10 protein-coding genes are annotated in these 15,069 nt (G+C 61.4%); 4 read left to right on the plus strand and 6 right to left on the minus strand.

Translation table 11 applies throughout. The annotated features are described in order from the left end of the window. Positions 1–17: 17 nt before the first annotated feature. Positions 18–1,940, minus strand: coding sequence for an ATP-binding cassette domain-containing protein (locus tag HX790_RS03065; RefSeq protein ID WP_017137414.1), 1,923 nt, complete (start codon positions 1,938–1,940; stop codon positions 18–20). 213 nt (positions 1,941–2,153) lie between these two features. On the opposite strand from HX790_RS03065, the gene HX790_RS03070 reads away from it, so the two are divergent. Then, a complete protein-coding gene (locus tag HX790_RS03070) occupies positions 2,154–4,082 on the plus strand; it encodes a transglycosylase SLT domain-containing protein (protein ID WP_017137413.1) in 1,929 nt (642 codons plus the stop codon). A 229-nt stretch (positions 4,083–4,311) separates the two neighbouring features. Here HX790_RS03070 and HX790_RS03075 read toward each other — a convergent pair whose 3' ends face one another. Next, the gene (locus HX790_RS03075; protein WP_176991221.1) at positions 4,312–6,099 is read right to left on the minus strand and encodes an ABC transporter transmembrane domain-containing protein; all 1,788 of its coding nucleotides are present in this window, start codon (positions 6,097–6,099) and stop codon (positions 4,312–4,314) included. Positions 6,100–6,334: 235 nt separating this feature from the next. Here HX790_RS03075 and HX790_RS03080 point away from each other — a divergent pair, with 235 nt between their 5' ends. Next, positions 6,335–6,508, plus strand: a complete 174-nt coding sequence (locus HX790_RS03080; RefSeq protein WP_017137411.1) for a PA1571 family protein — start codon at positions 6,335–6,337, stop codon at positions 6,506–6,508. A gap of 193 nt (positions 6,509–6,701) precedes the next feature. On the opposite strand, the gene pdxB is transcribed toward HX790_RS03080, so the two are convergent. After that, positions 6,702–7,844: a 4-phosphoerythronate dehydrogenase PdxB gene (gene pdxB / locus HX790_RS03085; protein ID WP_176991222.1), complete on the minus strand. Its 1,143-nt coding sequence runs from the start codon at positions 7,842–7,844 to the stop codon at positions 6,702–6,704. A gap of 208 nt (positions 7,845–8,052) precedes the next feature. On the opposite strand from pdxB, the gene HX790_RS03090 reads away from it, so the two are divergent. Then, on the plus strand, positions 8,053–9,435 hold the full coding sequence (locus HX790_RS03090; protein WP_017137409.1) for an MATE family efflux transporter: 1,383 nt from the start codon (positions 8,053–8,055) through the stop codon (positions 9,433–9,435). Here the strand turns inward: HX790_RS03090 and tusA are convergent. Next, positions 9,432–9,677 carry a sulfurtransferase TusA gene (gene tusA / locus HX790_RS03095; protein ID WP_058419610.1) on the minus strand — a complete coding sequence of 82 codons (246 nt, stop codon included), beginning with the start codon at positions 9,675–9,677 and terminating at the stop codon, positions 9,432–9,434. The genes HX790_RS03090 and tusA overlap by 4 nt on opposite strands. A 125-nt stretch (positions 9,678–9,802) precedes the next feature. Continuing rightward, complete coding sequence (gene rlmM, locus HX790_RS03100; protein ID WP_017137407.1) at positions 9,803–10,879, minus strand: 23S rRNA (cytidine(2498)-2'-O)-methyltransferase RlmM; 1,077 nt, start codon at positions 10,877–10,879, stop codon at positions 9,803–9,805. A 196-nt stretch (positions 10,880–11,075) separates the two neighbouring features. On the opposite strand from rlmM, the gene acnA reads away from it, so the two are divergent. After that, positions 11,076–13,817, plus strand: coding sequence for an aconitate hydratase AcnA (gene acnA, locus HX790_RS03105; protein ID WP_176991223.1), 2,742 nt, complete (start codon positions 11,076–11,078; stop codon positions 13,815–13,817). A 64-nt stretch (positions 13,818–13,881) separates the two neighbouring features. On the opposite strand, the gene HX790_RS03110 is transcribed toward acnA, so the two are convergent. Continuing rightward, positions 13,882–14,820: an aspartyl/asparaginyl beta-hydroxylase domain-containing protein gene (locus HX790_RS03110; RefSeq protein ID WP_017137405.1), complete on the minus strand. Its 939-nt coding sequence runs from the start codon at positions 14,818–14,820 to the stop codon at positions 13,882–13,884. Between the last annotated feature and the right edge of the window lie 249 nt (positions 14,821–15,069).

A 15,069-nucleotide genomic window follows, 5' to 3' on the forward strand; every position in this document is an offset into this window, starting at 1 on the left:
TATGGCGTGCGAATCAATCAGGCATCCAGCTCAGCCCAACGCTCCATCAGCACTTCCAGCTCCTGGTTCAACGTTTCCAGGGAAGCAATCACCTTGGCGGTTTCCGCCGCCGGGCGCAGGTAGAAACCCGCGTCAGCCATGTCTGCTTCTACCGCAGCGATCTGCTGTTCCTTGGCGTCGATATCACCCGGCAAGGCTTCCAGCTCGCGTTGCAGCTTGTAGCTGAGCTTCTTCTTGGCCGCCGGTGCAGCTTCCGCAACCGGTGCAGCAGCAGCGGCCACAGGCGCCACGACTGCCGAGGTCAGGTCGGCCTTGCCGGACTTGCTCTCGGTCACGCCCAGCAGGCGCGGCGAGCCGCCCTGACGGATCCAGTCCTGGTAACCACCGACGTATTCACGCACCTTGCCTTCACCTTCGAAGACCAGGGTGCTGGTCACCACGTTGTCGAGGAATGCCCGGTCGTGGCTGACCATCAGCACGGTGCCGTTGAAGGTCAGCAAAACCTCTTCCAGCAGCTCGAGGGTTTCCACGTCGAGGTCGTTGGTCGGTTCGTCGAGTACCAGCAGGTTGGACGGCTTGCTGAACAGCTTGGCCAGCAGCAGGCGCGCACGCTCACCACCGGACAGGGCTTTGACTGGCGTACGCGCACGCTGCGGGCTGAACAGGAAGTCGCCCAGGTAGCTCAGCACGTGGCGGCTCTGACCGTCGATGTCGATAAAGTCGCGGCCTTCGGCAACGTTGTCGATCACGGTCTTTTCCAGGTCCAACTGATGGCGCAACTGGTCGAAGTAGGCCACGTCGATGCGCGTGCCTTCTTCCACGGTGCCGCTGGTCGGTTGCAGGCCATTGAGCATCAGTTTGAGCAAGGTGGTCTTGCCGGTGCCGTTGGCGCCCAGCAGGCCGATACGGTCGCCGCGCTGCAGGACCATCGAGAAGTCCTTGATCAGGAACGGGCCATCCGGGTGGTGGAAGCTGACATTCTCCAGCACCATCACCTGCTTGCCCGACTTGTCGGCGGTGTCCAGCTGGATATTGGCCTTGCCGGTGCGCTCGCGGCGCTCACTGCGCTCAACACGCAGGGCTTTGAGGGCGCGTACACGGCCTTCGTTACGGGTGCGACGGGCCTTGATGCCCTGGCGGATCCAGACTTCTTCCTGGGCCAGCTTCTTGTCGAACAGCGCGTTGGCGGTTTCTTCAGCGGCCAGCGAGGCTTCTTTGTGTACCAGGAAGCTGGCGTAGTCGCCGTTCCAGTCGATCAGGCCGCCACGGTCCAGTTCGAGGATGCGCGTGGCCAGGTTTTGCAGGAAGGAGCGGTCGTGCGTGATGAACAGCACGGCGCCCTGGAAATCCTTGAGGGCTTCTTCGAGCCAGGCGATAGCGCCGATGTCCAGGTGGTTGGTTGGTTCGTCGAGCAGCAGCAGGTCGGGCTCGGACACCAGCGCCTGGGCCAGCAACACGCGACGGCGCCAGCCACCGGACAACTCGGCGAGGGTCTTGTCGGCCGGCAGTTGCAGGCGGCTCAGGGTGCTGTCGACCAGTTGCTGCAAGCGCCAGCCGTCACGGGCTTCGAGGTCTTGCTGGACGTGCATGAGCTTGTCCAGGTCGGCTTCGGTGACGCAGTTCTGCGCCAGGTGATGGTACTGCGCGAGCAACTCGCCAACGCCGTCGAGGCCTTCGGCAACCACGTCGAACACTGTCCGTCCGTCGGCCACCGGCAATTCCTGCGGCAATTCGCCGATCTTGAGGCCCGGCGCGCGCCATACAGAGCCGTCATCGGGCTTCTGGTCGCCTTTTACCAGCTTCATCATGCTGGACTTGCCGGTGCCGTTGCGGCCGATGATGCACACCCGCTCACCACGGGCGATCTGCCAGGACACCTTGTCCAACAACGGCATAGCGCCGAAAGCAAGGGACACATCGCTGAATTTGAGCAGGGTCATACGCTTCTCCAAAAACTGGGCGCGCATTCTACCTGACTTGAGGGTGGGATGCGGCCGGCATTTTTGCCACAGACACGTTCTGTAGGACATTTACGGTGAACTGCTGCCAGCCGGCCGGCAAAGCTTTCGCCAGCCGCTGGCAAAAGGCTAAGCTAGGGGCAATCAGTGTCGGCGGTGCCGGTGCTAGTCGTGATTTCTCTGCACGGACGTCTCATGCGCAGTCGCCTTTTCAACTTTTTATCTTGTCTGCTTCTTTCCGCCACCGCCGTTCAATCCGCCCAGGCCGTGGACCTCACCACCCAACGTCAGTATTACGATGAAGCCAAACGCGCCCTCGCCAAAGGCGACAGCGGCCCGTATATGCAATACAGCCAGGCCCTGGCCGACTACCCGCTCACGCCGTACCTGGCCTACGACGAGCTGACCGCGCGCCTCAAAACCGCGAGCAACGAGGAAATCGAACAGTTCCTCGCCAAAAACGGCGACCTGCCCCAGGCCAACTGGATGAAACTGCGTTGGTTGCGCTGGCTGGCCGACCGTGGTGACTGGCAAACCTTCGAAAAGTACTACGACGCCAAGCTCAATTTCGTCGAACTGGACTGCCTGCATGGCCAGTACCAGCTGACGCACAACCTCAAAGCCGAAGGCTACAAGACCACCGAAAAACTCTGGATGACCGGCAAATCCCAGCCGGCCGCCTGTGACGCCACCTTTGGCCAGTGGGCCGCCGATGGCCAACTCACCGAACAGAAAATCTGGGACCGCGCCAAGCTCGCCGCCGAAGCCCGCAACTACGCATTGGCCAACAGCCTGGTGAAAACCCTGCCAACCCTTGGCGCCCAAGGCCGCTTGATGATCGACGTGGCGCAAAAGCCCGACATGCTCAGCGACCCGTCGCGCTTCCTGCCGGCCAACGAGGCCATGTCTGACGCTGTGGGCCTGGGCCTGCGCCGCCTGGCACGCCAGGACCCGGACAAGGCCATGGCCCTGCTCGACGGCTATGCCAGCAGCATGCACTTCTCCCGTGACGAAAAAGTGTCGATCGCCCGCGAAATCGGCCTGACCCTCGCGCGCCGCTACGACCCACGCGCCCTGGACGTGATGACCAAGTACGACCCCGAACTGCGTGACAACACCGTCTCCGAATGGCGCCTGCGCCTGCTGTTGCGCCTGGCTCGCTGGGAAGATGCCTACCAGTTGACCCGCAAACTCCCGCAAGACCTGGCCACCACCAACCGCTGGCGCTACTGGCAGGCGCGTAGCCTGGAACTGGCCGAGCCGAAGAACCCGCAGCCGCTGGTGCTGTACAAGAACCTTGCGCAGGAACGTGATTTCTACGGGTTCCTCGCGGCTGATCGCTCCAAAGCGCCCTACCAGTTGAAAAACAAACCCTTGGTGATGAGCCAGGCGCTGATCAACAAAGTGCGCAACACCCCCGGTGTGCGCCGCGCGATGGAGTTCTATGCACGCGGCCAGATTGTTGATGGCCGCCGCGAGTGGTACCACGTCAGCCGTCACTTCAACCGCGATGAAATGGTCGCCCAGGCCAAGCTGGCCTACGACATGAAGTGGTACTTCCCGGCGATCCGCACCATCAGCCAGGCGCAGTACTGGGATGACCTGGATATTCGTTTCCCGATGGCACACCGCGACACGCTGGTACGCGAAGCCAAGGTGCGTGGCCTGCATTCAAGCTGGGTGTTCGCCATCACCCGCCAGGAAAGTGCCTTCATGGACGACGCGCGCTCCGGCGTCGGCGCCAGTGGCCTGATGCAACTGATGCCCGGCACTGCCAAAGAAACCGCACGTAAATTCAGCATCCCACTCGCCTCCCCGGCCCAGGTGCTGGACCCGGACAAAAACATCCAGCTCGGCGCCGCCTACCTGAGCCAGGTACACAGCCAGTTCAACGGCAACCGCGTACTCGCCTCCGCCGCCTACAACGCCGGCCCCGGCCGTGTGCGCCAGTGGCTGCGCGGTGCCGACCACCTGAGTTTCGATGTGTGGGTGGAAAGCATCCCGTTCGACGAAACCCGCCAGTATGTGCAGAACGTGCTGTCTTATTCAGTGATCTACGGGCAGAAACTCAATTCACCGCAGCCGCTGGTGGATTGGCATGAGCGGTATTTTGATGATCAGTAAGACTGACTGAAGTCCGATCAGCAGGCTTGCTGTGGCCAACAGGTTTCATTTGGGCACCAGGCTTTATGTGGCAAGTAGGCTTGTTGTGGCGAGCAGGCTTGCCCTGCGCTGGAGTGCGAAGCGCTCCCCATTCAGCCCCGCCGCGGTGTAACTGATAGACCGAGTCGGCAGGTTTTGGGGCTGCTACGCAGCCCAACGCGGGGCAAGCCCGCTCGCCACATAGATCGCGCTAGCCTTCGTTTTTCACAACCTCACCGCCATCACTGAACTGCAACGCCGCTAACCGTGCATACAACGGATTACTCGCAATCAACTGTTGATGCGTACCCACTGCCACCAGCTTGCCCTGGTCCATCACCGCAATCCGGTCGGCGTTCTTCACTGTGGCCAACCGATGCGCAATCACCAGCGTGGTGCGGCCCTGCATCAGTTGCGGCAAGGCTTGCTGTATCAAATGCTCACTCTGCGCATCCAGGGCGCTGGTGGCTTCGTCCAGCAGTAGGATCGGCGCATCCACCAGCAACGCGCGGGCGATGGCCAGGCGTTGGCGTTGGCCGCCGGACAGGCCCATACCGCCGTCGCCCAGATGGGTCTGGTAGCCGTCGGGCATTTGCAGGATGAAGTCATGGGCGTGGGCGATGCGTGCCGCGGCTTCGACCTGTTCGCGGGTGGCGGACGGGTTGCCATAACGGATGTTTTCTTCAACGCTGCCGAAGAACAGCGCCGGGCTCTGGGAAACCAGCGCGAAATGACGGCGCAGGTCCATTGGCTCGAGTTCGGTCAGCGGGTGGCCCTCAAGCAGGATGCGGCCGTGCTGCGGATCGTAAAAGCGCAGCAGCAAATCAAAGATCGTCGATTTACCCGCGCCGGATGGGCCGACCAACGCCAGGGTTTCACCGGGGTTGATGCTCAGGCTCAAACCGTCGATGGCGTAGCTGTCCGGCCGCGACGGGTAGGAAAAACGCAAGTCTTGCAGTTCCATACGACCGCTGACCCGCTCCGGCAACTGCACGCTGCCTTCGGCGGGTGCCTGGATGTCATTGCTCGACTGCAACAGTTCGCCAATCCGCTCAGCGGCACCGGCGGCACGTTGCAGCTCACCGAGCACTTCGCTCAGAGTGCCAACCGCACTGCCGACGATCAGGCTGTAAAACACGAACGCCGCCAGTTCACCGCCGGAAATCCGCCCACTGATCACATCCATACCGCCCACCCACAGCATCACCCCCACGGCGCCGAGCACCAGCATGATCACCAGTGTAATCAGCCAGGCGCGCTGCGCGATGCGTTTACGCGCCGTGGCAAACGCCTCTTCCACGGTGATGGCAAAGCGCTGTTCGTCCTGCACCTGGTGGTTATAGGCCTGCACGGTCTTGATCTGGCCAAGCGTCTCCGACACGTAACTGCCCACATCGGCAATACGGTCCTGGCTCAGCCGCGACAGGCTGCGCACGCGGCGACCGAAGATCAGGATCGGCGCCAGCACCAGCGGCAGCGCCACCACCACGATGCTGGTGAGCTTGGGATTGGTGACAAACAACAGCACGATGCCGCCGATCACCATCAAGGAATTGCGCAGGAACAGCGACAGCGACGAGCCGATCACCGATTGCAGCAACGTGGTGTCGGTGGTCAGCCGCGACTGGATTTCCGAACTGCGGTTGTTCTCGTAAAAGCCTGGGTGCAGGTAGATCAGATGATTGAAGACTTGCCGACGAATGTCCGCCACCACCCGTTCGCCGATCCACGACACCAGGTAAAACCGCGCAAACGTACCCACGGCCAGGCCCAGCACCAGCACCATAAACAGGCCAATAGACTGGTTGAGCAGGTGCGGCGACTGGGTCATGAACCCCTGGTCCACCAGCAGGCGAATGCCCTGCCCCATGGACAAGGTGATGCCCGCAGTGACGATGAGTGCCAACAAAGCACCCAGTGCCTGCCAGCGGTACGGCGCGATAAAGCGGCTGGCCAGGCGAATGGCACGGCGTTGACGGACTGAGAACATGGCGGGCATACCGATGAGGAACCTGTACACCAACATTGGGGGAACTTAGCTAAATAACAATGCGTCAGGTTAATTATGCCCGCCGATGTTGATGCCTAGAGGCTATCGGTCTAACGCCTGGGTGGAAATTTGTATCGGTTTCTGCTGGACTGGGCGTTCGAAGCGGTGATCGTGTAAGCAGTTGTAATAGCGCGGTCACGCGCAGGTATTAGATTAGGCACACAACCTGATGAGGAGACAGGCCATGACCTTGCAAAACAGCAGTGACGCCAAAATTGAAGTGATTCGCCAGCCGCAGCACCTGCCTTGCTCGTATATCGACGCCAAGGGCCGCGAAGTGCAGATTACCGAAGAAATGATCCAGCAAGCGTGCAGCGACCTGGAACAGCGACTGGTCAAACCTGCCAAGCAAGGCTGACGCGCCCACGCTCTTTCAGACCCGGCCTTGATGGCCGGGTTTTTTATGCCTGTTTTTTGTGGTCCGCCTTTTGTGGCGAGGGAGCTTGCTCCCGCTGGGCCGGGCTGGCGCTCCAGTGCGCAGCGCCCCTGAAAGCCTGCGACTGCTGCGCAGTCGAACGGGAGCAAGCTCCCTCGCCACAGGCGTAACCGTCCTATAAAGGCATGGCGCCCAATGCAGTGACGATGTTCGACAACACTGCCGACTCGCCATTGATCCGCACCTTCAAGCCATCTATCTCGCGACGCTCCGGGTAATGCTTGCGCAGCAGGTCGAACGCCTTGCGTTGCTCTTCCACGGTTCCCACAAGGCTGCGGCGCAAATCCGCATCATCGCGGCGCGGGTCGTACACACTGCGGCACAAGGTCGCCAGCGCCCAGGCCGGGTCTGTCGATGCATTCAAGTGCACCTCGGCCAGCCATGGCTGCGGCAACAAATCACTCAACTGGATACTGGGTTCCTGGCCCATATGGGCGCACAAAGCCTGGTAGATCTGCGCGGTGCCACGCTGTTTGCCGTCGAGGCTGTAGCCGGCGATATGCGGTGTGGCCAGCACGCACAGGTCGGCCAGGTCGACGTCCACTTCGGGCTCGCCTTCCCACACGTCCAGCACGGCTTGCAGGTCTTCGCGCTCCAGCAGTACTTCGCGTAAGGCCGCGTTATCGACGACAGGGCCGCGACTGGCGTTGATCAGCCAGGTGCCGGGCTTGAGGCGACCAAGGCGTTCACGATCAAACAGGTGCCAGGTGGAGCCGTTACCAGACTTGGTCAGCGGCGTGTGCAGGCTGATCACATCGCACTGCTCGATAATCTGCTGCAGGCTGACGTAATCACCGTCTTCGGCAATCTGGCGCGGCGGGTCGCACACCAGCACGTTCCAACCCAGACCTTTAAGCACCTTGACCAGGCGCCCGCCCACTTCACCGGCACCGACGATGCCATAAGTGCGCTGGTTCAGGTCGGCGCCTTCGATCTCGGCCAGGGTCTGCAAGCTGCCCAGCACATAGTCCACCACGCCTCGGGCATTGCAGCCCGGGGCGCTGGACCAGGTGATACCGGCCTGTTTGAAGTAATCCAGGTCCAGGTGATCGGTGCCAATGGTGCAGGTGCCCACAAAGCGCACTTGAGTGCCGTCCAACAAGGCACGATTGACGTTGGTTACCGAGCGCACCAGCAGCATATCGGCCTGCTCGACCATGGCGCGGTCGATGGAACGGCCGGGCACCCGGCGAATTTCGCCAAACCCTTCAAAAAAGGCATCGAGCAGCGGGATATTTTCGTCGGCAACAATCAGCATGGCAGGCTCCTTTCGCGGACCAGCAGTGTACAGGGATGCGTAGTTCGAGTGTGGGAGCTGGCCAGCTCCCACATGGGCCAGTTCCCACAGGGGTTTATCCTCTACCGGGAAAGCGCATTACAAATCAGCAACACAGGTTTTTTCCTGACCACTGCGTCAAGGCGTAGACTTCGCCGTCCTTTGCAACTCTTTTACTGGACAACCGCACGTGAACACCGCCACCGCCACCCTCTCCCGCCCCGCCCGCGTCAGTCGCGAGGTGCGCAGCCTGCTGACCCTGGCCCTGCCGATCATGATCGGCCAACTCGCCACCACGGCCATGGGCTTTGTCGATGCGGTGATGGCCGGGCGCGTGAGCCCGCGAGACCTGGCGGCGGTGGCCTTGGGCAACTCGATCTGGATTCCGGTATACCTGCTGATGACCGGCACGCTGCTGGCCACCACGCCCAAAGTCGCCCAGCGCTTCGGCGCCGGTCACCACACCGAGATTGGCCCGCTGGTGCGCCAATCCCTGTGGCTGGCAGTGGTGGTGGGCATCACTGCCCTGCTGATGCTGATCAGCGCCGAGCCGATCCTGCACGCGATGAATGTCGACCCCGAGCTGATCAAACCCTGCATGGCCTACCTGCACGGCATCGCGTCCGGCATGCCCGCCATCGCCCTGTATTACGTGTTGCGTTGCTTCAGTGATGGCCTGGGCCGTACGCGCCCCAGCATGGTCATGGGCCTGTGCGGGCTGGCATTGAATATTCCACTGAACTACGTGTTCATTTATGGCCACTTCGGTGTGCCGGCCATGGGCGGCGTGGGCTGTGGCTGGGCTACAGCCATTGTGATGTGGGTGATGATGCTCGGCCTCGCCGCCTGGACCCGCTGGGCACCGGCATACCAGAGCAGCGAGTTGTTCAAGCGTTTCGACTGGCCGCAATGGGCCGTGATCAAGCGCGTGCTGGGCATCGGCCTGCCGATCGGGATCGCGGTGTTTGCCGAATCGAGCATCTTTGCGGTGATCGCCCTGCTGATCGGCAGCCTGGGCGCCAACGTGGTGGCCGGGCACCAGATCGCGCTGAACTTCAGCTCGCTGGTGTTTATGATCCCCTATTCGCTGAGCATGGCGGTCACGGTGCGGGTCGGCCAGGCATTGGGCCGTGGCGAGCCGCGTGAAGCACGCTTTGCCGCCGGGGTCGGCATGGGCACGGCACTGACCTACGCGTGCCTGTCCTGCAGCCTGATGCTGCTGTTTCGCGAACAGATTGCCACGATTTACACGCCTGACCCGCGGGTGATCCACGTGGCATCGATGCTGATCGTGTTTGCGGCGCTGTTCCAGTTCTCCGACGCGATCCAGGTCACCGCGGCCGGCGCGCTGCGTGGCTACCAGGACACACGGGTGACCATGGTGCTGACCTTGTTTGCTTACTGGGGTGTGGGGTTGCCGGTGGGTTATGCCCTGGGGCTGACCGATTGGCTGGGCGCAGCAAGTGGGCCGAGTGGGCTGTGGCAAGGGCTGATCGTGGGCTTGAGCTGCGCCGCGGCGATGCTGGTGATCCGCCTGGCACGCAGCGCGCGCCGGCGGATTCGCCTGGTTTAAGCAGACTTCTTGCGAATCCAGTACAGGTATTTGCCGGCCTGTTCCTGCTGATCCACCAGTTCGTGGTCAAGGAACACACAGAACTTGGGAATATCGCGGCGGGTCGACGGGTCGGTGGCGATCACCTTGAGCAAGCCGCCCGGCGGCAGGTCGCGGATGTGCTGGTGCAACATCATCACTGGCTCCGGGCAGTTGAGGCCGGTGGCGTCGAGGGTGCCGTCGACAGGCAATTCAATACTCATAATCACTCCTGAAACTGGCCCGCTCCAGTGTGGGAGCGGGCTTGCCCGCGATGACCGGGGCACATTCAACATAGATTTCAACCGTTATACCGCTATCGCAGGCAAGCCAGCTCCCACATTGGGTTTCAGCGACCTTTAGGTTTTTTTGCATCAACCAGCCGACGCAGGTGGCAAGTCACTTCCTCTCGGTCGTGATACAGCTGCTTGCAGCCGATTTCCACCCGAATACCACGAGCCTTGAAGCCGTCTTCGATGCGCTCAAGCAAACGCTTTACCTCAGCATAACGCTGCTTCATCGGCAGTTTGAGGTTCACCACCGCTTCGCGGCAATGCCCTTCGCCAATCCAGGTTTCCAGCAGCGCGGCGTTACGTGCCGGTTTCTCGACGATATCGCAGACCATCCAGTCCACGGGCTGCTTGGGCACGAAGGTAAAACCGTCGGCCATCAAATGCTGCACCAGGCCGGTGTCCATCAGGCTTTCGGCCATGGGGCCGTTGTCGATGGCGGTCACCAGCATGCCACGGTTGACCAGTTGCCAGGTCCAGCCGCCCGGCGCGGCGCCGAGGTCGACGCCGGTCATGTCGCCATGCAGGCGCTCGTCCCACTGATCGCGGGGGATGAAGTGGTGCCAGGCCTCTTCAAGCTTCAAGGTCGAACGGCTTGGCGCGTCACGCGGGAACTTGAGGCGTGGGATGCCCATCGGCCACATCGCCGAGTTGTTCGACTCGGCCAGGCCCATGAACACTTCGCGACCGCTTTTGAAGGTCAACAGCAGGCGCGGCTTGCTCGGGTCGTCCACCAGCTTGCCGGCGTTGAGCAAGGCTTTGCGCAGATGCACTTCAAATTTCTTGCAGAAGTTCGACAGCTCTTTGCCGTCGTTGGTGTCGACCATCTCCAGCCACAGGCTGCCGCACACCGGGAATTCGCGCAGGTGGGCGAGGATCACGCTGATGCGGTCGGTTTCCGGCAGGTCGATGAATACCCCGCGCGCCCACTGCCTTGGGAAGATCAGCTCGGCAAAGCGCTGGCCGTGCATGAGGCGCTGGGCGCCGTCTTCTTCGGTGCAGACAAATTCGGCGCAGGCGCTGCCGGTCTTGGCCTTGGCGTAGCCGGAAACGTTCAGGCGCGCGGCGTGTTCCGCGATCTCGGAACAGACTTCGCCTTCAAAACCCGGGCGGCAGTGCATAAAAAGGGTGTTCATCAACTCTCCTGGTGACTCAACCGGCCTTGCGCTATCGCAATACCTGTCATGAAAACGCGCGCATGATAGCCGAGTTCGGAACCTTGGACTTAACGATAGAGTCCAGTTATTAGCCTGCTAATGAAAACAGGGCTAAGTTGAAAGCTCTGTTCGTCCCGTCAGGTCCGTAGCCGTGCGGACCATAAGGAGTCATGTAATGTCATCGCTAGATAGCCTGAGAACCCTCAAAACCCTGCAAATCGACGACAAGACTTACCACTACTTCAGCTTGCCCGAAGCCGCCAAGAGCCTGGGTGACCTGGACAAGCTGCCGATGTCCCTCAAGGTGCTGCTGGAAAACCTGCTGCGCTGGGAAGACAACAAGACCGTCACCGGCGCCGACCTCAAGGCCATCGCCGCCTGGCTCAAAGAGCGCCAGTCCGACCGCGAGATCCAGTACCGCCCGGCCCGCGTATTGATGCAAGACTTTACCGGCGTACCCGCCGTGGTCGACCTGGCCGCCATGCGCGCCGCCGTGGCCAAGGCCGGTGGCGACCCGCAGCGCATCAACCCGCTCTCCCCCGTGGACCTGGTGATTGACCACTCGGTGATGGTCGACAAGTTCGGCAGCACCAGCGCCTTTGAACAGAACGTCGACATCGAGATGCAGCGCAACGGCGAACGCTACGCCTTCCTGCGCTGGGGCCAAAGTGCGTTCGACAACTTCAGCGTGGTGCCACCGGGCACCGGCATCTGCCACCAGGTCAACCTTGAGTACCTGGGGCGCACGGTGTGGACCAAGGACGAAGACGGCCGCACTTACGCCTTCCCCGACACGTTGGTGGGCACCGACTCCCACACCACCATGATCAACGGCCTGGGTGTACTGGGCTGGGGCGTGGGCGGTATCGAAGCGGAAGCGGCGATGCTCGGCCAGCCGGTGTCGATGCTGATTCCGGAAGTGATCGGCTTCAAGCTGACCGGCAAATTGAAAGAAGGTATTACTGCCACCGACCTGGTGCTGACCGTCACCCAGATGCTGCGTAAAAAAGGCGTAGTGGGCAAATTCGTCGAGTTCTACGGCGACGGCTTGGCCGACCTGCCCCTGGCCGACCGCGCTACCATCGCCAACATGGCCCCGGAATACGGCGCCACATGTGGCTTTTTCCCGGTGGACGAGGTGACGCTGGACTACCTGCGCCTGTCCGGCCGCCCGGCAGAAACCGTCAAGTTGGTGGAGGCCTACACCAAGGCCCAGGGCCTGTGGCGTAACGCCGGCCAGGAACCGGTGTTCACCGACACCCTGGCGCTGGACATGGGCAGTGTCGAAGCCAGCCTGGCTGGGCCGAAACGCCCGCAGGACCGTGTGTCACTGCCCAATGTAGGCCAGGCGTTCACGGACTTTCTCGACCTGCAGTTCAAACCCGCCAGCAAAGAAGAAGGCCGCCTGGAAAGTGAAGGCGGCGGCGGGGTTGCCGTGGGCAATGCGGATTTGGTCGGCGAGACCGATTACGAGTACGACGGCCACACCTATCGCCTCAAAAACGGCGCGGTGGTGATCGCCGCGATTACCTCCTGCACCAACACTTCCAACCCCAGCGTGATGATGGCCGCAGGCCTGGTGGCGAAAAAGGCCGTGGAAAAAGGCCTGACCAGCAAGCCGTGGGTGAAAACCTCCCTGGCGCCCGGCTCCAAAGTGGTGACCGATTACTACAAGGCGGCCGGCCTTACCCAATACCTCGACAAGCTGGGCTTTGATCTGGTCGGCTACGGTTGCACCACCTGCATCGGCAACTCCGGGCCATTGCCTGAGCCGATCGAAAAAGCCATCCAGAAGGCCGACCTGGCGGTGGCTTCGGTGCTGTCGGGCAACCGCAACTTCGAAGGCCGTGTGCATCCATTGGTGAAAACCAACTGGCTGGCCTCGCCGCCGCTGGTGGTCGCCTATGCCTTGGCCGGCACCGTGCGCATCGACATCAGCAGCGAGCCGCTGGGCGAAGGCAAAGACGGCAAGCCGGTGTACCTCAAAGACATCTGGCCGAGCAGCAAAGAGATTGCCGACGCGGTCGCGCAGGTCAGCACCGGCATGTTCCACAAGGAATACGCCGAAGTGTTTGCCGGTGACGAGCAATGGCAGGCGATTGAAGTGCCACAGGCCGCGACCTATGTGTGGCAGAAAGACTCCACCTACATCCAGCATCCGCCGTTCTTCGACGATATTTCCGGGCCATTGCCGGTGATCGAGGACGTCAAGGGCGCCAACGTGCTGGCCCTGCTGGGCGATTCGGTGACCACCGACCACATCTCCCCCGCCGGCAATATCAAGACCGACAGCCCCGCCGGGCGCTACCTGCGCGAACAAGGCGTGGAGCCACGTGACTTCAACTCCTACGGCTCACGCCGTGGCAACCATGAAGTGATGATGCGCGGCACCTTTGCCAACATCCGCATCCGCAACGAAATGCTCGGCGGCGAAGAAGGCGGCAACACGCTGTACATCCCCACCGGCGAGAAAATGCCGATCTATGACGCGGCCATGAAGTACCAGGCCTCGGGTACACCGTTGGTGGTGATCGCAGGCCAGGAATACGGCACCGGTTCAAGCCGCGACTGGGCGGCCAAAGGTACTAATCTGCTGGGGGTAAAGGCAGTGATCGCCGAGAGTTTCGAGCGGATTCACCGTTCCAACCTGGTGGGCATGGGCGTGTTGCCGTTGCAGTTCAAGCTGGATCAGAACCGCAAATCGCTCAAGCTGACCGGCAAGGAGAAGATCGACATTCTTGGGCTTACCGATGCCGAGATCGAGCCACGGATGAACCTGACGCTGGTGATTACCCGCGAAGACGGCAGCAGCGAGAAGGTTGAGGTGCTGTGCCGGATTGATACGCTTAATGAGGTGGAATACTTCAAGGCCGGTGGCATCTTGCACTATGTGCTGCGCCAGTTGATCGCGTCCTAAGCAACACGGGAGATCAAATGTGGGAGCTGGCTTGCCTGCTCCCACAGTTTTGACCGTGTTCAGATCAGCCGAACAGCCACTTCCACAGCAGCACCAGCACAACCACAGCCAGCACCGGCCGCGCAATGCGGTAGGCCTTGGGATGCTTGCGTTTCCACTGCTTGACCACACCACTGAATTTGTCACTGAACGTCTTGCTCCAGGCATACGCCTGGTTGATCCCGCCCACACGCTCGTCATCCAGGTTCTGCGGCGCAGTCGCGCGACCCAGCTGCTTGCTGACCCAGCGGTTGATGCCGGTCATGAGGCGGTTGCTCAGCGGGCGTTCGATATCGCAGAACAGAATCACACGGGTCTTTTCAGTTTCGTTCTTCACCCAATGCACGTAGGTTTCATCGAACATCACGTCTTCACCGTCGCGCCACGCGTAGACCTGGCCGTCGACGAAGATGCGGCAGTCGTCGGAGTTCGGCGTGGACAGGCCCAAGTGATAACGCAAGGAGCCTGCAAACGGGTCACGGTGCGGGTTGAGGTGGCTGCCACCCGGCAGCAGCGCGAACATCGCGCCCTTGACGTTAGGGATGCTGCTCACCAAGGCCACGGTTTTCGGGCACAGCGCCTCGGCCGATGGCAGGGGTTTGTCGTACCACTTGAGGTAGAAACGCTTCCAGCCCTTCTTGAAGAACGAGCCGAAACCGGCGTCGTTGTTTTTTTCGGCGGCGCGGATATAACCCTCGTCGAACAGGTGCATAGCCTCTTCGCGGATCACTTCCCAGTTGTCCTTGAGCACATCCAGTTCCGGGAACTTGCTGCGGTCCAGGTACGGCTTGGACGGCACGGCCGAGAACAAGTACATCAAGGCGTTATACGGGGCGAACAGCGCCGAATGGTTGACGAACTGGCGCAACACCGGCAAACGCGCCTTGCCGCGCAAGTGCACATACAGAATGCTGCCGATAAACAACGCCAGCACCGACAGTTTGGCGGCCAAAGAAAAGGTCATGCAGCAACTCCTGAAAATAATCGCCTGGCCAGCAACCTCCCGTCAACGGGAAACCAGACGTAGCAGCCGGCCATGATAAACACTTGGGCCATTATGCAGAAGGCCCAGGCCGACCGGCTGATATACATCAACTCCGATGATGAGCGGAGCCGTTGTGGCAAGCAGGCTTGTTGTGGCGAGCAGGCTTGCCCTGCGTTGGAGTGCGAAGCACTCCCAATTCAGACTACGCGGTGTACCTGATAGACCGAT

Source organism: Pseudomonas sp. IPO3747 (assembly GCF_013385245.1).
In the GTDB taxonomy this organism is placed as follows: Bacteria; Pseudomonadota; Gammaproteobacteria; order Pseudomonadales; family Pseudomonadaceae; genus Aquipseudomonas; species Aquipseudomonas edaphica.